The following is an 18,205-nucleotide window of genomic DNA, read 5'->3' as shown; positions in this document are numbered from 1 at the left end:
ATCAAAACTCATGGCATATCTGGGGTGCTGAAACGCCACCCAATCGCGGGCAAATCGGGGGCATATTCCGCAAATTTTACCCTCACCCAGGGAAACCTCGAATTGCCGATAGATTTGTGGCGCTATGGCGATCGCCTGAAGCGCCCCATCACTTTCCCCATTAAAACACTACCCTTTTCTCGAAAACACCCATGAATAGTTTGTTTCCCGGCTACCAAATCGAATCCCGACTGCATGAAGGAGAAAAAACCGTGATTTATTGCGGCATTCAACAGCCGCAAAACACCCGGGTTGTGATTAAAACCCTACAAGCCGAATATCCCAGCCTCGAAGAAATTACCCGGTTAAGACATGAATACAAAATTTTGCGGGACTTACAAATCGAAGGAGTGGCCAAACCGATAGAGGCGATCGCCCACGGTCATAAACTTGCCTTAATTTTAGAATACTTTACCGGACAATCCTTGAAAGAATGGCTCGCCGACAACCCAGTAGACCTCCCGGAATTTTTCTCGATCGCCATTCAACTGGCGTCAATTTTAGCCAAACTCCATCAAAACCACGTCATTCATAAAGATATTAAACCCCAAAATATTCTCATCAATCCCACCACTTTACAAATTCGCCTGATTGACTTTAGTATTTCCTCCCGCTTATCCAGAGAAAATCCCACCCTCAGCAATCCGGAATTGCTCGAAGGCACCCTCGCCTATCTGTCCCCAGAGCAAACCGGCAGAATGAACCGCTGCATCGATTACCGCACCGATTTTTACTCCACCGGCATCACCTTTTATGAAATGTTGTGCGGGCAACTGCCGTTTTCCACCACCGACTTACTCGAATTAGTCCACCATCATATTGCCAAAAAACCCATTCCCCCGCACCAACTCAATCCCAAAATTCCCCCCGCCCTGTCCCAAATCGTGATGAAACTGCTAGCCAAAACCGCCGAAGAGCGCTATCAAAGTGCCCGGGGACTGCTAGCGGATTTAGAAACCTGCCGCGATCGCCTCGCCGACGCCACATTTCTCGAAAGTTTTATTCCCGGCACTCGCGATAACTCCGGGCAATTTCTCCTTCCTCAAAAACTCTACGGGCGCGAAACAGAAGTCGCCCAAATCCTGGATGCCTTCGCTCGCATCAGCGGCAAAAACTCCTCGGAAATTTCCGCTGAAGCCTCCCCCAATCGCAGCGAAATTATGCTGGTGAGCGGTTATTCCGGAATCGGGAAAACCAGCGTCATTAACGAAGTGCATAAACCCATTGTCGCCGCACGGGGATATTTTATTGCCGGAAAATTCGACCAATTTAAACGAAATATTCCCTATGCATCTTTAATTCAAGCTTTTGACTCGTTAATCGAGTATATTTTAACCGAAACAAGCTCGAAAATTGCCCGGTGGAAGGAGAAGATTTTAAACGCGATCGGCGAAAACGGGCAAGTCATCATCGATGTGATTCCCCAATTGGAACGGATTATCGGCACACAACCTTTAGTTCCCACTTTAGGACCGACGGAATCGCAAAATCGCTTTAACCGCGTTTTCCAGAATTTTATCCGCGTGTTTGCCCAGTCGGATCATCCCCTGGTGATTTTTCTCGATGATTTGCAATGGGCTGATTCTGCAACCCTGAAGTTACTCGAATTGCTGATGAGCGATCGCCACAGCCAATATTTGTTAATGATTGGCGCGTATCGCGATAACGAAGTCAGCCCCACTCATCCCACCATCCAAACCCTCGATCGCCTTCAAAAAAGTGGCGCAGTAATCAACAATATTGTCCTCCAACCCTTGGCGCGATCGGATATCGAGCAATTCCTCGCCGACACCCTCACGCAACCCTCAGAATTCCGCCAACCCGAGGATGTAGAATCCCAACCCATCCATCGACTTGCCGAACTGTTGTTTAACAAAACCGGCGGGAATCCCTTTTTCCTCACCCAGCTTTTGCAAACCTTATATGAAGAAAATCTCCTCCAGTTTAACTTTAATATCGGCACCTGGGAATGGGATATACAAGAAATTCAATCTCTGGGGATTACCGATTATAATGTAGTGGAACTGATTGCTAGAAACCTGCAAAAACTGCCCGCAGCCACGCAACAGATTCTCCAACTTGCCGCCTGCATTGGCAACCCGTTTAATTTAGACGTGTTAGCATTAGCAAAACGCTCCCTAGAACCCGATGCAGAAACTTCCGCCGGCGACACTGCGGTAGAGTTATGGGATGCACTGCAAGCCGGTTTAGTTTTGCCATTAAGCAACAACTACAAAATGCCGTTAGTGTGGGACGATGGAACTCGAGAGACAGAAGATGCGATCGCCTTAATTTCATCCTCCGCCCACCGAAAATCCGAGGAGACAATTTCTTATAAATTCCTCCACGATCGCGTGCAGCAGGCAGCATATTCTTTAATTCCCACAAACCAAAGAATTCAAACCCACTGCAAAATCGGCAAACTGCTGCTCGATTCCACCCCGGAGGAGCAACTCCCAGAGCGGATTTTCGATATAGTGAATCAGCTCGATATTGGAATTGAGGCGATAGATTCCCGGGAAGAAAAACACCGACTTGCCGAATTAAACTTAATGGCGGGGAAAAAAGCCAAAGCCGCCACCGCCTATGATTCGGCGGCAAACTATCTGAATATTGCCTTAGATTTATTGCCAGCAACAAGCTGGGAAACCGATTACGAACTCACCCGGGATATCTATACCGAAGCGGTAGAAGCGCAATACTTGAATACCGATTTTGACCGGGCGCAGCAGCTTGCCGAGGTGGTGTTGCAGCAGGGGAAAGACTTGCTGGAAAAGCTGAAAATTTACGAAACGCAAATCCAGTTTTATATCGCGCAAAACCAAATTAAATCCGCAATGGAAATCGGACTGCGAGTTTTGAAGCAGTTGGGGGTAGATTTACCCGAAAATCCGAGCAAATTGGATATTTTAGCCGCATTGGTTGCCACTAAATTAAACCGAGGACGAAAAGCGATCGCCGATTTCGAGGAATTGCCCCCGATGAACGATCCGTATAAAATCGCTGCCATGCGAATTTTAAGTGTCCTCCTCGTGCCGGCATTTCTCATCTGCCCTAATTTGTTTCCGATTGTCACCTTTAAAATGGTGAATTTGGCGATTAAATATGGAAACTCCGCCTTTGCTGCATATGGTTACGCCCTTTACGGATGGATTTTGTGCGGCGTGCTTTCCGATATAGAAGCCGGCTATCAATTCGGTCAATTGGCTTGTCAGCTAACCGAAAAATACGAAAACCGAGAACTGAACGTTAAAATTTATAGCGTGTTTAATGCGTTTATCCGTCCTTGGAAAGAGCCGATACAACACTCCCTACAGCCGTTTATTGAAGCGCTGAACCGCAGCCTGGAAACCGGGACGTTAGATTATACCGGGCATAGTGCCATCAATTACTGCAGCTACATGTTTTTGGCTGGGAAACATTTAGAAGAAGTCAGCCTGAAATGTCACGATTATCTCGCACTGCTGGAAAAAATACAGCAACAGAACGCTATAGAAATTGTGAAAATTATCGAGAACATTGCAGTGAAGTTGCAGCAGCGCGACTCGGTGGAGAAAAAGGGCATATGGGGGGACGAATCCCAAGAAGCCGCATTGTTCCAGGAATTGGAGAATACCCAGATGCTGCAAGCATTGTTTTATGGGTATTTAGGGGCGGAAATTTTTGCCTATTTATTTGCCGATGTCCCCGGGGCGATCGCCTATGGGAAACAAGCGGAAAACTATACCACAAGCATGCTGGGCGTGGTGTCGGTTGCGGTTCACAATTTTTATTATTCCCTGGCATTATTGGCGCGCTATCCGAAGGTGTCAAAGGGCGATCGCCGTCAAATTTTAAAGCAAGTCGCCCGCCAGCAAAAACAACTGAAACGCTGGGCAAAGCACGCCCCGGAAAACTATCAGCATAAATACCAGTTAGTGGAAGCCGAAAAAGCGCGGGTTTTAGGACAAGATGCCCGCGCGATCGCCCTTTACGATCGCGCCATCACTGGCGCAAAAGAGCAAGGCTATATCCCGGAAGCGGCGATCGCCAACGAACGATTTGCCGAGTTTCATTTTTCCCGCCAACAAGACAACCAAGCCCGATTTTATCTCACTGAAGCCTATTACGGTTACATTCGCTGGGGCGCTTCTGCCAAAGTCGCCGCGTTAGAATCAAAATATCCGCAAATCTTTTCGCAATTGCGATCGCAAACCTCCACCCGCACCCCCTCGTGCGATCGCACCGTGCATCTCACTCGCACCACCACCTCCACCGCCTCGGTTTCCGCCGTGATGGATCTCAGTGCGGCAATCTCCGCCTCCCAAGCGATTTCCTCAGAAATCGTCCTGGATCGATTGCTGTTGAAATTAATGCACATTCTCATGGAAAATGCAGGGGCAGACAAAGGATTTATCCTCCTCTCCAAATCCGGTCAATTAGTGATAGAAGCCGCCGGAGATATCGAAAGCCAGCAGTATCAACGCTTACCTTCTATTCCCGTGGAAACCTCTGCCGAATTGCCACAGGCGATCGTCAACTACATCGATCGCACCCGAGAAGCGATCGCGATCGACAATCCGCAACTGGACAACCGCTTTGCCCGCGACCCCTATATCGCCCAACATCAACCCCCCTCAGTTTTGGGATTGCCACTCATCCATCACGGCAAATTTATCGGCATTCTCTATTTAGAAAATCACCTCAGTCCCGGCGCATTTACTCGAGAACGATTGAACGTCTTAAATCTCTTAGCCGCTCAAGTGGCAATTTCGCTCGACAATGCCGCACTTTACCAAGAATTGCAGGGCTATTCTATCCAACTCGAGCGCAAAAATGCCGACTTGCGCGCATCCGAAGCGCGAGAGCGAGAAAAAGCCACCCAACTCGAAACCGCCTTGCGCGATTTGCAACAAACTCAAGCCCAATTAATCCAAACTGAAAAAATCTCCAGCTTGGGGCAATTAGTGGCCGGTGTTGCCCATGAAGTGAACAATCCCGTGGGATTTATCGCCGGTAATTTGACCATCGCTTCCGAGTCGGTCAGCGATTTAATCGATTTGCTCCATCTTTATCGCCATTACTTCCCCGAACCTCCCGCCAAAATTCAAGAGAAAATTGAGGAAATCGATTTAGACTTTTTGGTCGCCGATTTACCGCAAATGCTCTCCTCGATGACGATGGGAACCGATCGCATTCGCGAGATTATGCAGTCTTTACGCAATTTTTCCCGCGTGGATGCAGAAAAACCCAAACCCGCCAACCTTCACGCAGGACTCGACAGCACCTTGATGATTCTGTCCTCTCGCTTGAAAGCGAAAGGAACCAGAAAGGCAATTGTTACGGTTAAAGAATACGGAGAATTGCCGAAAGTCAGTTGTTTCCCGGGACAGCTCAATCAAGTGTTTATGAATCTGATTGCCAATGCGATCGATGCCTTGGAAGAACCGCGACAAATTCGCGAGAAAGAAATTCGGATTCGCACAGAAGTGATTGTCGATTCCTCTTCTTCCCTCCCTTACGCCCAGATTCGGATTAAAGACAATGGGCCGGGCATGTTCGAAACAGTGCGTCAGCAGTTGTTTGACCCCTTTTTTACCACGAAACCCGAAGGCAAAGGCACGGGGTTGGGTTTGTCTATCAGTTACCAAATTGTTGTGGAGAAACACCAGGGTATGTTAGAATGTATTTCTGCCCCCGGAGAAGGAGCGGAATTTATCATTTCCCTACCGATTAAACCCCATTAAACTGTTTCCACTCGTTCCCAGGTGGAACCTCCACTCGTTCCCAGGTGGAACCTGGGAACGAGTTTAACGAGTTTATGCAGGGGAGAAATGCAGGGATTACTCGCTGCTTTCTGCATCTTGGGCTTTTACGGTTTCTTTCACCTGGTTTAAATCGATATCGAAGTGATTCGCGATCGCCTCCATTACTTGTTGTTCTTCTTCCGTAGTCACGCAATCGATTTGAGAGATGCGATAGCATTGCGCCAACAACGGAAAGGCAAAATCGCGATCGAGAGACTGGATTAACTCTTCTAAAGGCAGGGGACTTTCCAGTTCGGACTCCATCAATTTTAGCGCATCTGCCGTGAAATTCATCTGTTTTAACTCCGGTAAAATCTCCTTCCAAGAGGTATCCGGACGAGAGGCTAAAATCATCTGCACCAAAATGCGATCCATGATTTCTTTTTGCGCGATCGCTTTTTCCAAGTATTTTTCGCTTTCCAGCTTCAGCTCATCCGGCGTTATCTCGGCTATTTCCGGACTGCTTTTCGCCTCATAAAAGCGCGATGCTGCATATCCGAGAGTGTACAGCATTACCGCATTCGTACTCGCACCGATCGCCATGCCCGCCATTGGCAGATTTCGCAGTATCCCCAACCCGGTTTTTAGCGCCGTCGAACCGCCAAGGGATAGCCCAAAAATCATCACCACTTCCCCCTTGCGCGCCGGATCTTCTAAATCCATGTTATACGCCGCCGCAATCTGATAAATCATCTCTCCCTGCAACACCGTTGTTGCGGCTAAATCCACTCCCAGCAGCGCCAAAGCTACCCCCGGCACCATGCTACTGACCAATCCAATTCCGCCAGCATACAATGACTTTTCTATCATAATCCGATGGGAAACTTCATCGGCAGATTCTTGGGGATATTTCTGCTTTAATTTCTCCACCGCTAACTGCGCTTTCGATACATCCACCTGCCCGGTAAGTTGCAGCAACCATTGAGCTTTAAAGGTTTTCGCAATTTGTTGTAGTACCGGGTTATCGCCGACAAAAGACAGGGTTTTTCCCACTTCTGTGGTGGCGCGTTCTAACCACTCTTCCGATTCATGGGCGATTCCCGCTGCTGCTTCACTGGCAGTTTGTGCCGCTCCTTCACCGATTTTAGACCCCACTTTGCCCAGCTCTTCTGCTGCTTGTGCCGCGCGATCGAATGCCTCTTGACCCTGGCGGGTTGCCTCAGCTACACCTTCTAGCGCGCCGGCAACTATATCTATCGCCACTTTATTCGCTTCTAACGCGGCTTTATTCACCGTTTCTGTCACTCCTTCGCAAGCCGTTTCTGTGGTCTCTGAAACCTGTGGCGAGGCAGGTATCGCGGCATTTCCGGCTGGCATGGGTTCTAGGGGTTGATTCTTTTCTGAGTTCATTTTTGCTCTCCTCTCGGCGTGCAATATTTAGGATTAGAATAGCGCTTTTTTTACCTTAACCCGAGGTGGTAGGTTGGGCAAAATAAAGGGAAAAATGAATTATCCAACCGCCACACCCGTACTCGGTGCTGCAGGTTGCGGTTCTCCCATGCCCAAAGAGGCTTGATACAAACTGGCAAGACGCTGTTCGGACTCGGCGAGATCCTGTTCGAGGGTGGTAAAAATCATGGTGGAGACCGGATCGGTGTATTTTGTCCGCAAATTATAACAATCCACCATACCGGTTTGAATATCGCCGAGAGCGCGACGCAAAATTTCTATATCTTCGCTCGACTGCAGCCAGCTCATCGCGTTTGCCAATGCACCCGCCGCTACTGAGGGGAAAAACAATTGTTCCCCGATCGCCTGAAGTCTGCCTTCGAGTAACTCGATGTGACTTGCTTTTTTCTCCACAATTTCCAGCAGCAGCAATCGCAGGGCGGTATCGCTAGTGCGCTCGGCGTAATGTTGGAATGCTTCGTGGGTATAGCGTTCCCCAGCCAGTGCGGTATTCAGACCTTCGACGATTTCGCTGCGGCTGGAACCACCCCAGGAGGCGGCTAGTTCCCACCATTCTACCTGGGTATCGCTTTCTTCCGGTAGGGTGCGATCGGGAATTTGGAGCATCAGGCGCGACAGAATAGCGGTGGTGAAAATGGCCAGATCCCCTGGTTGTCGCGAGGTAATCAAAGTGCCATCGATCGCCAGGGGTTCGTCGATATAGGTCGCACCTGCATTTTCCATGTCTTTGCGGATGGAGGTAAAACCCGTAACCCGGCGATCGCGCAGCAAGTCGGCTTCGATTAAAACCTGCGGCCCGTGACAAACGGCGGCTACAATTTTATCCTCGGCGATCGCTTCTTTGACAAAATTCACCGTATTCGGGTTATTTCGCATCGTATCCGGTGCCAAACCCCCCGGAATAATTACCGCATCGAAATCTTGCACCCGCGCTTCTGTGGTGGTTCCATCCGGTTTAATCGAAACTTTCCCCTGTTTTCCCCTATACTCCTGATTCATCCGCGACCCGAGAACCCACACTTTTGCTCCCGCTTGTCGCAGTGCGGTATAAGGAACCTTAAACTCGGAATCCTCAAACCCATCTTCGATTAAAATGGCTACTTTCTTCCTGGCATTTTGGCTGGCTTCAACCATAATAAATTTCCTCAATTTTTACTTTAGGACTGACGCAAATCGGATCGGGAAGCACGACAATAACGGGTGGGCAGTGCCCCCCTACCCGTGAGCGTAGCCCTGCGTAGGATGGGCACTGCCCACCTACCGAGCTGTGCTCATAAAATCGTTTTTTGCCTACCCCATTGCAATGATTGGGTAGCAATTATTTCTCAGTCTAAATTTATGCGGGCAATATTTAGTCTTACCTGGGTAAAGAAGAAAGGGGAAAATATATTTCCCCTTCGCTCGTCCTATGTTTAGTACAAGTAAACCTCACCCGTTTCATCAATTCTCATTGCCGTAACGTCTCGATCTAACCTGCTCGTTTCATCCAAGTTCAACCGGATTTCACCCGGACCGATAACTTCGGGTTCGACCTGTAACAATGCGGCACTCGACGAGCGGACAAAGGTGACTGTGACGGGAATATCGATCCGGCGAACCGTGGCTGTACCGCCCTCAGAAATTAAGCGTTCGTCCGTATCGCCAATTACTTGATAAGTGATGCGATCGTTGGTATTATTAACCAGAGTGATTTCCACTGGCATGTTTTGCGATCGCAGCAGCGCCACAGGTCGATCGAGATTGTCTCGCGGTCCGGTTCTAAACTGCGCGATCGTAGATTCGCGATCGCCTCGGTTGCTCTCTAGGTTAGGATTGGGTTTGCTCTCGGCAATTCCAGCCATTGGCAATAGAGTCATCGAGAAAAGGGTACTCCCTAAAATGGCTCCCAATATTCCCATGTTTTTTTGGTTCAAAAGTTGCTTGAATTTCATACTGTTTTCTCCTTGCTATTGCGTTTTAAATTATTCAGTTTAGAAAGGCAATGCCTCTATAGGCTGGTAATTTGCCTATTATAAAAATCAATTTTTTTGAAAAATTGAAGATTTAATCAGTGCCGTTTCTCTATTTTCAAAAATCCAGTCATTTGGATTTCGGTAGAGTTGAAATTTGCCCGATAATCCTCTGGGAGAGTTTAGATTTCAGAATGAGAATTAAAGCCGCTTGACTAGAATTGCCCACTCTAAAACCTAAACTCGAAGATTGCGAGCCAAGAATTAGCTGGCTAACATGCTGCGGAGCATCCAAGCAGTTTTCTCGTGGACTTGCATCCGTTGCGTCAGCAGATCTAACGTGGGTTGATCGTTGGCGCTTTCTGCAATTGGCAGCACTTCGCGAGCGGTGCGAACCACCGTTTCTTGACCTTCAATCAGAAACCGAATCATATCTTCGGCGGCGGGAATGCCTTCGGTTTCCGTGAGGGAAGTCAAGCGAGAGAACTCACCATAAGTCCCGGGAGCGGGAAAACCCAAGGTGCGGATTCGTTCTGCAATATCATCCACGGCGATCGCCAGTTCTTGGTATTGCTCCTCAAACATCAGGTGCAGCGTATTAAACAACGGCCCCGTGACGTTCCAGTGGAAATTATGCGTCCTCAAATACAGAGTATAGGTATCGGCTAATACCCGAGACAGCCCATCGGCAATCTCTTTGCGCGTGTTTTCCTCAATACCGATATTCACGGGCATTTGCTTTTGAGCAGAAGTATCGATAGTCGTAGTCATAAATTTTTTCCTCCAATGTTCGACTAAATTCGGGTAAAAAGTTCCCGAAAAGATTAATCCCTTTTAACTTAGGAAACGCCAGCAGGAATGGGAGCTTTTGACCACACTCCATTTTCGTCTTTTTCGTAGTTCTCTTCCACAGAGCGCCACGCAATTAAGGACGCTTGATTGGCATCCTCTTTTTGGGTCAATGCTTCGTTATAAGCTTTGCGAAATGTTTCCTGAGCCTCGGGAGACAGATGGCTGCGAAGTTCCGGAGACAACTCTTCTGTACTGTCTAAAGGGTGTTCCGGTTGACGGGGAATCTTCATATCGCAACTGAGGATTTCGTCACCGCCGATGCGTTCGAGTAGCAATTGAATTTCACCAATTTTTTCGGCAGGAACTTCTACCACCAAAAGCGTTTCTCCGGCTTGCAGGCGGGTTTGATAAATGGCAGCTTTGTCTTCGGGCATTCCTAATGCGACTAATGCGGAAACTAAACCCGCACCCGCCGAACCGGCGATCGCACCAGTAGTCGCTCCTAACAAAGCGGCTCCTAATGGTCCTGCAGCCACAACGGAACCGATAAAGGGAATGAATAACACCCCCACTCCTGTTAGCAGGCTCAATACCGAACCAAACAACGAACCAAAAATTGCCCCGGATTTTAAGCCATCTAAGATGACATCTTTCTTCGTCACAAATCCCGAAATTTTGGTTTCGCTGTGAAAGTTCCGACCCACAATCGAAATGTTTTCGCGATCGACACCGCGTTCGAGCAGGCGGTTAACTGCATCGTTCACTTGCTCTTGGGTTTCAAACACAGCCGAAACACAACGATTTGTTTTTTGTTGCGCGTCTTGAGCTTCGGTTGTATTAGAAGCGGTTGTCATTCGTATCCTCCTGATTTCTTCTTCTGCGGTTGCATCGGCGAATCATCTTCCCTCGGCTTCGCCCTGTTGTATTGTTATACCCCACGGGAGTCCCCCCCCACAGCAACTTGGGGAAGGGAGGGGAGAGAATTGATGCAACCTTGGGAGCCGCGATCCCGTCACTGACCCCCTGCGCCCAAAATTTGGACGCAAAGCGGGCAGGTTGCTGTGCCACGTTTAGATAACGCCAGGACCTTTTGTGCGATTATCTTTGTCCATCGTCAATCGTCCTTGCTCGTCGTTCTCATGCGCCTCTACATATTCGTCAGCGCGTTCTTTTTTCAGTTGTTGTTCTTTTTCGCGCAAGTCGCCGGGTTCGTTGACGTACATTTCCGGTTCGATCGCGAAATTATTCACCAACCCTTCGTTATCTACGGTGAAACCGCGCCGAGTCGCATCGGTATCCACTTGCGCTTCATCTTCGTTTTTCGGCGCTTCCATGAATTTATCGCCTTCTCGCTCTTGGCGCGCCGCCACTTCTGCGGGTACGATTTCGCGATCGTAATGCGGTGCGCTATTGCTGTCAACGACTTCTTTTTGAGTATTGTTAACGTTGTTTTCTTTATTTTGCGTTTGCTTATTCATGCAAATTGCTCCTGAATGCAATCGTTGTGTTCACTATAGCCGGATCGACCTACGAAATAAAACTATCTATAGTAGTAGATTTTCGCTTACGACTATCGAGAGAGTACGATCGCTCCTCGTCCAATCCCGCCACCTTCCCCGAGTCCACCCTACAAGCGCTAGCGGGACTTCAGCATCCGCTATCCATATAGAATGGGTAATGCCTACCCTCCAGACGAACCGAGGCGCGATCGCCCATTATTTAGCGATCGCTGCCATTACCGCGACTCCCCACGCCCTCGGAAACGCGATCGCCCCTAGCACCCTCGTCAAACATGGCATGGCTAGTCGGGACAATGCGCGAACCATATCGGTTTGCATAAACCTGAGTAAACTCCGCACCAAAAAACAAGATTTGCGCCGAATAATTAATCCACAGCAGCAGCACCACAAAAGATCCCGCCGCACCGTAAGTCGATCCCACACTACTATTGCCGAGATAAAGACCAATTAAATATTTTCCGAGCGCAAACAGTACCGAAGTAATTGCCCCACCAATCCAAACATCGCTCCAGGCAATTTTTACATCCGGCAGCACTTTATAAATCATCGCAAACAGCAGGGTAATCACCCCCAACGAGATGACAAAATTCAACGTTTGCCACAAGAACATTAACTCCGGTACCAGATTGTCAAAATACTTTCCGATCGCTGCCAATGCCGCGCTCACTACCAGGGATGCTAGCAGCAAAAAACCGATCGCCACCACCATCGCAAAGGATAAAACCCGGGTTTTCAGCAGTTTTTTTACCCCCTCATCCGGTTTTGGCTTCACATCCCAAATCGTATTTAAAGCGTCTTGCAACTGAGTAAACAACCCCGTTGCCCCAAACAGCAACAAGGCAATACTGATAATTGTCGCCCAAATTCCCGACCTCGGCTGGCGCGCATTTTCGATCGCCGTTTCGATGACTTGTGCCCCTTCTCTCCCTACTAAATCTTGCAATTGCGCCACAATTTCTCCTTGCGCCGCTTCTTGACCGAAAACCAAACCCGCCACGGCGATCGCGATAATTAACATCGGCGCTAGGGAAAACGCCGTGTAGTACGCTAAAGCCGCCGCCAGTCGCGATGCTTTATCTTTTTGCCATTCCGCAAAGGTTCGCTTGAGCAACCTCCAAATTACTTTTAATCTCACGATTTAATACTCCTTTTCCAACATTATTCCGGCAATTGAAGCCTATCATAAAAGCTTCATCAAACTGTCACTATACCCCAGCAACTGGTGATTCGCTTTAGTTCAAACGCTAGCACCCCGGGGGGTTGACCGGAATAATTATTAATGTTGCGAGCCTAGATATCGTCTTTTATCTGGACTCTATTTAACTTTTTTCGATTTTTTTGTAAAGTTACGAATTGCCCATTATTTCGGCATTTCACATTCTGATGTTATTTCAGGGAAAAATTTTTATTCTACCTTGCCCACTTCCCTTTGTCAGTTGCCGCTCGAAAACCAGCCGATCGCCTTTTATCCCGATAGAAAAGTGACCTCGGCGATCGGCTAAAGAATGGAACGGGTCAGAATGGTTGCCTGTCCAAAATAGTAGCCAACATCAGACCTTCGTTCTCGCCCCACCCGTTAAAATGGACTTGGATTTTTAGGAACGAGTTTAACCGCTTGTGTGTTTATTTAAAATTTATCTTTAGCTTCGCCTTCCGTATCAGAATAAGCGAACCGCCTACAGTTTGTCTTCTATCTCGGGATATATTGACAGAATCGGGGTTTTCGGCGTCATCCCCTTCCCTTGAACCAAAAGAGGGGCATGGCACCGCCAAAGCCCCTACAGTACAAGCCGGATAAATTGGAGCGTCGATGGTCTGTCATTTCCGCCCCCCGGTTTGGCTATCCAAGCGATGAAGACGCACCCTAGTAGAAATCCAGGGCGTCGCCTCGATCCGCTCCTGCTGGAAGAATTTTCCCGTCCCTCCCCACACCCCAGAACCGCAAATTTATCCCACTAACCCCGAACGCAGGGCTAAAACAGCAGCTTGGGTGCGATCGTTGGCACACAGCTTATTTAAGATATTGCGGACGTGGGTTTTCACCGTGCCCACCGTAATGTACAGCTTTTCGGAAATTTCCGCATTATTGTACCCTTGCACGATCAGTTCAAGCACTTCTAACTCCCGTTCCGTTAGAGGATAGGCTTCAATAATTTGGCTGAATTCCGGTTCCGGAGCCTTGATCGACACCGTTTCCTTCTTAGAGCTGCTGGGGGTGGCTTCGCTAGGAGTCGTGCGTGCCTGTCTGAGTACGATCCCCGCGATCGCCGGATCGATCCACGAGTTTCCCTCATAGGTCAAGCGCACCACCCCGAGCAATTCCTCAAAACTGATATCTTTCATACAGTAAGAGTCCGCACCCGCCGCAAACGCCGCCAACACTGCATCTTCGTTATCTTGGAACGTCAAAATCAAGACCTTGGTTTTCGGTTCAAGTTTTTCCGCTTCTTGCACCTGGCGCAGTCGCTGCGTCACCTCAATGCCATCCATATCTGGCAAACCAATATCCACGATCGCGATATCCGGATGCGACTCGGAAAGCAACTTTAACCCTGAATTGCCATTCGCCGCATCTCCGACGACCACAATTCCATCCGACTGTTGTAACGCCGTCCGAATCCCGATGCGAGTCAGGTCATGGTCTTCAACTAAAGCAACACGAATTTCACTCATTTTTGATATGACTTCAAAGAACTATCAAGGGAATTTCACCAAACTACACCTATGGGTAGATGTCGTCGATTGCCTTTCCCGATACACTTAGATTATCCAAAATTTTGACTTTTTTGTGGTTAATTAACCTACATTGACACTTCTAACCTAGCTTACCAGTAAATCTTAAAACCTAGCCAGTGAATCCTCAATTTTTCTGCCGCTCCGGTTTGGCAACCAGCCAGCCACGATGGAATTGCCCGATAGAAGGATGAGTCCGTTCTATCCCGCCTTCAGGCTTTGATTTCTGTTTAAATAACACCACTGCCTTCCTCTCCTTCTCCCATCCCCCTCATCCTCTGTGTGGAGACAACATCCCCCAGGGGTTTTTATGGCGGAGGATTTTATCTGTGTTTCTCTAGGGGCGATCGCACCCCCTCCCTCAGACAAACCACAAACCACCCCTCTACCTCCTTGTCGCGTACCCAACACAAGTCGCCTCCCCGCTTTCAGGAAAAAAATCATCCGGATCCAGGGATTGACGCTCGAATCTAACCGCGTCGCAAAAATTCCTTGCCTTACGGCGAGATTGAGCCTGCAATTGCAGGCTTTTCCCCCACTGCGGAATTGTCGGCGAGGCGCGAATAACATCTATTTTAACGCAGCACAATATAGCCGAGCGACCCTGGGTTGCGAGTTGCACTAACGCAAGGTTCGATTCCCGCGCTTTTCCCCTCATCGATTATTGCCATCAACAGCGCCGCAAATCACCCGAAAACCCGACTCAATTTTTCCGCCTGACTCTCCCCAGCTTGAAGCGATCGGGTAAAATAATCAGAGAATCCGACAAGTAAAAATGTTGTCATCATTGAATCCTCAAATCCTCTGCCCTTGAACGGACCAGTTTGGATACGAAGAGATTTACCATTCGAGAATCCACCACCAGAATTGGCGATTGAAAGCCATCTTGTATTAGTAATTATTAGGAAACATCTATGACGGCTCCCATTCTTGCTTTTTTTAATATAAAAAAGGCGGTCTAGGGAAAACTTCTCTCGTCTATACATCTAGCCTGGATGTATTGCAATTTAGACTGGCGCGTTGTCCCAGCCGATTTAGACCCCTAAGCTATCGGGTAACGCTTAAACCCTTTTATCGTTATAAATAATGGCAACTTTTACCCAACATTGATTACGTTTATCTGGCGACACAAGCAGGCTAGGGTTTTAGTTTAACCCTAGCCTTTTACTCGTACATTCCGGATTTTGTGTTTAGCCGCTTGGGATTACAAGCTCGGCGTTTTCCCAGTTTCACTTTGACTGGGAACTTCTCCAACTTCGCTGTAGCCCATATTCATTGCAGCTTCGCGCAAAATGGAAATTTGCTCTTCAAATTCTGCATTTTCGATTTGCGAGAGGAAATTTTTAGCTCCTTCGGTCGCTTCGTAATCGTTGGGCATATCCACCACGCGATCGCCCATCGCTACTGCCCACGCATACCACACGAGTAACTGATTGTTGGCGCTTAAGGCCCCGTAGTCGCGAGAATATTCCGTGTCTTTTCGGTTGACGATATCTCGCATAACATTGAGCTGCTCGTCTTTGGATAAGTTATAAAAGTTATCGAGCAGGATGGGCGCAACTTGAGGATTGGCTGCTGTGGGTGCTGCTGGAGTAATCGAGTCTCCCATTTTTTCATAGACCCAATAGAGTACCGCCAGTTTATCATCGGTACCTAAGCCTTCAAATGCTTGAACGATTTTTTGAGTGTTTTCCGAACGAATTTGGGTTTTTCCGCTTGTGTTTATCGAAGACATAAATTAGGTTCTTGGTTAACTTTAAATTGCTTTCACTTTATAATACTTAACAAACTTTACCGATTGCTGTCAAGCCGCTCTCGGGAACGAGATTGGAAAGAAGGATGCAGAAATCTGTCTCGAGATAGATGTATGAGCAACAAAAATTGTAAATTTACCTCAAACTCATTATTCAATTAATTCTTTTTTGTCTTCTAGCTAAAGATAGATATTTCAATCGGGCTAACCTAAAAAAAATACCTCTAAAGATAGTGATGTGGGGGAGATGGAGGCACCTGAAACTACCACGACTCCGTAAAAGAGGTGCAGAAGCACGCGAAGTGGCGATCGCGCGTGGGGGCGGGTGGAGAAATTACCTGCATTCCCAAAAAAAAGACGAGCGGTCTGTTTAGGCTTTTGTGTGGAGGCGACCCCACTTTAGATGCCAACCCTATCCTGAGTTGGTGGAAAAATCCATTGCAAGAGCGATGGGGGGGATAAAGATGATAAAATCTAAAGAGCAATTCCCAACTTCCGGGTTAATGCTATCGGCGTGACGATTGGCGATCGCTATTTTGCGAGCCACCAATTGCCACCCCCCGAAATGCCCGAACCACGCGAGCCTCGTTCCTCGCCAACTTCCTGCACCGCTCGAACGTGAAGCGCGATCGCACCTGTAACTCAATGCAGAAGCGGAAACACCAAACCTCTAGCTGTGCAGATGGGGCGAGTCCCTCCAGAGTCTAAGCAAGACAAGGCGATCGACACTGTAGCCCCTGTAACTGGAACCATCGCTCTCCCACAAACTGAGAGTGCTAGGGACAGAGAAATTCAAAACGTGGTTCTCCCCAATTCGGAAATAAAATCTTTCTCCAGACTGAGCCAAATTACGCGATCGAGTGAGAGAATTTGGCTTAGAGTCGAAATCTGTTGCTTGCAGCCCATCCCTGTACTTAGATGATTGATCCCTCCCGTTCTCAAAACCATCCAGCAAACCGCATCCTCGTGGTAGATGATTCTCCAGATAACGTATTGTTAGTCAAGACAATTCTGGAAGAAGAGGGATATGACATCGCTCAGGCAGACAGTGGATATGCTGCCTTAGCTCAGATTGAAGAGTTACCACCGGATCTGGTGCTGCTCGACATTATGATGCCCGGGATGGACGGTTACGAAGTCACCCGACGGATCCGCAACAACGATCGGTTGCCATTTATCCCCATTTTGCTGATTACCGCCCACGATCAACCCAGTGTGGTGGAAGGATTAGATCTCGGCGCGGATGATTTTATCCGCAAACCCGTAGAACTCGACGAACTTCTCGCAAGAGTCCGCAGTCTCCTGCGGCTCAAACATAGCGTAGACGAACGGGATGAAATCGCCCGTCAGCGGGAAGATTTTGTCTCGCGGCTGACCCACGACTTGCGAACCCCCTTGGTTGCTGCCGATCGCATGTTAACTTTACTCCAGCAAGGAGCCTTGGGAGAAATTACCCCAGAAATGGACGAAGCCTTCGCCACGATGGTTCGCAGCAATCAAAACTTGCTGAGCATGGTCAATACCTTGCTTGAAGTTTACCGCTACGAAGCCGATCGCAAAAACTTAAATTTCTCCGAAGTAGACCTGCGTCAGCTCATCCAAGAATTAATCGAAGAACTCGCCCCAATGGCGGAAGAAAAAGATTGTCAGCTCAAAGTCTCCTATGGAGATGCCCCCGACGGGAAGCGAAAAACCTCCGGGCTAGTATATGGCGATCGCCTCGAACTACGTCGTCTGCTGACCAACTTAGTCGGTAACTCGATTAAATTTACCGATCGCGGTTCCGTCGAGATCCGCCTGAGTCAAGAACCACCCCCCGCCGACGTTGCAGATCCCGCCGATCCAGGCACGGTCAAAATTGAAGTCGAAGATACCGGCACCGGCATCAGCGAAGAAGAACAAGCCTTATTATTTGAAAGATTCCGCCCGGGAAAACACAAACGATCCGGGAGTGGTCTCGGGTTGCACCTGTGTAAGCGCATCGCACAAGCTCATCAAGGCACCATTAGCGTCAACTCGGAGTTAGGCAAAGGCAGCTTATTCACCCTACGCTTGAATGCGTGGCGCGATTAAAACATCTCTCGCCTCTGTGGCGGCGACACGAAAAAAACTCGGGAGCTTGGTAGCCCCGTCTCTTTAGAGCGGCGCTACCAAGCGACGGGCGCGGCTTTAGCCGCAATGATATGATAGACTCCTATCACCAACTCTTTGACCCAAATGAAA

General features: G+C 48.5%; 12 protein-coding genes. 2 read left to right on the top strand and 10 right to left on the bottom strand.

All coding sequences use genetic code 11. The features are described 5' to 3' along the window. Positions 1-191: 191 nt before the first annotated feature. Complete coding sequence (locus tag AC0QH1_RS23185) at positions 192-5,765, top strand: trifunctional serine/threonine-protein kinase/ATP-binding protein/sensor histidine kinase (protein ID WP_324633743.1); 5,574 nt, start codon at positions 192-194, stop codon at positions 5,763-5,765. A gap of 96 nt (positions 5,766-5,861) precedes the next feature. On the opposite strand, the gene AC0QH1_RS23180 is transcribed toward AC0QH1_RS23185, so the two are convergent. The 10 genes from AC0QH1_RS23180 to AC0QH1_RS23135 form a co-directional block, all read right to left on the bottom strand. Beyond that, on the bottom strand, positions 5,862-7,175 hold the full coding sequence (locus AC0QH1_RS23180; protein ID WP_324633742.1) for a hypothetical protein: 1,314 nt from the start codon (positions 7,173-7,175) through the stop codon (positions 5,862-5,864). Between the two features lie 99 nt (positions 7,176-7,274). Beyond that, on the bottom strand, positions 7,275-8,369 hold the full coding sequence (locus AC0QH1_RS23175) for a DJ-1/PfpI/YhbO family deglycase/protease (RefSeq protein ID WP_324633740.1): 1,095 nt from the start codon (positions 8,367-8,369) through the stop codon (positions 7,275-7,277). Positions 8,370-8,647: 278 nt separating this feature from the next. After that, a complete protein-coding gene (locus AC0QH1_RS23170) occupies positions 8,648-9,166 on the bottom strand; it encodes a hypothetical protein (RefSeq protein WP_324633739.1) in 519 nt (172 codons plus the stop codon). Between the two features lie 282 nt (positions 9,167-9,448). Continuing rightward, positions 9,449-9,955, bottom strand: coding sequence for a Dps family protein (locus tag AC0QH1_RS23165; protein ID WP_324633738.1), 507 nt, complete (start codon positions 9,953-9,955; stop codon positions 9,449-9,451). 68 nt (positions 9,956-10,023) lie between these two features. Continuing rightward, on the bottom strand, positions 10,024-10,830 hold the full coding sequence (locus AC0QH1_RS23160; protein ID WP_324633737.1) for a ChaB family protein: 807 nt from the start codon (positions 10,828-10,830) through the stop codon (positions 10,024-10,026). 216 nt (positions 10,831-11,046) lie between these two features. Continuing rightward, entirely contained in the window at positions 11,047-11,454 is a 408-nt protein-coding gene (locus AC0QH1_RS23155) for a hypothetical protein (RefSeq protein WP_324633736.1), read from the bottom strand. A gap of 241 nt (positions 11,455-11,695) precedes the next feature. Continuing rightward, positions 11,696-12,631, bottom strand: a complete 936-nt coding sequence (locus tag AC0QH1_RS23150; RefSeq protein ID WP_324633735.1) for a YihY/virulence factor BrkB family protein — start codon at positions 12,629-12,631, stop codon at positions 11,696-11,698. An 812-nt stretch (positions 12,632-13,443) separates the two neighbouring features. Further along, on the bottom strand, positions 13,444-14,169 hold the full coding sequence (locus AC0QH1_RS23145) for a response regulator transcription factor (RefSeq protein WP_324633734.1): 726 nt from the start codon (positions 14,167-14,169) through the stop codon (positions 13,444-13,446). Between the two features lie 1,264 nt (positions 14,170-15,433). Then, positions 15,434-15,964 (bottom strand): orange carotenoid protein N-terminal domain-containing protein, encoded by a 531-nt coding sequence (locus AC0QH1_RS23140; RefSeq protein WP_324633733.1) that lies wholly within the window; start codon positions 15,962-15,964, stop codon positions 15,434-15,436. 430 nt (positions 15,965-16,394) lie between these two features. Beyond that, entirely contained in the window at positions 16,395-16,529 is a 135-nt protein-coding gene (locus AC0QH1_RS23135) for a hypothetical protein (protein ID WP_324633732.1), read from the bottom strand. A gap of 371 nt (positions 16,530-16,900) precedes the next feature. On the opposite strand from AC0QH1_RS23135, the gene AC0QH1_RS23130 reads away from it, so the two are divergent. Further along, positions 16,901-18,055, top strand: coding sequence for a sensor histidine kinase (locus tag AC0QH1_RS23130; RefSeq protein ID WP_324633731.1), 1,155 nt, complete (start codon positions 16,901-16,903; stop codon positions 18,053-18,055). Positions 18,056-18,205: the final 150 nt, after the last annotated feature.

Source organism: Phormidium sp. CCY1219 (assembly GCF_055795085.1).
Note: the sequence above shows the minus strand (reverse complement) of the source record. Positions and strands in the feature narration are given on the sequence as shown.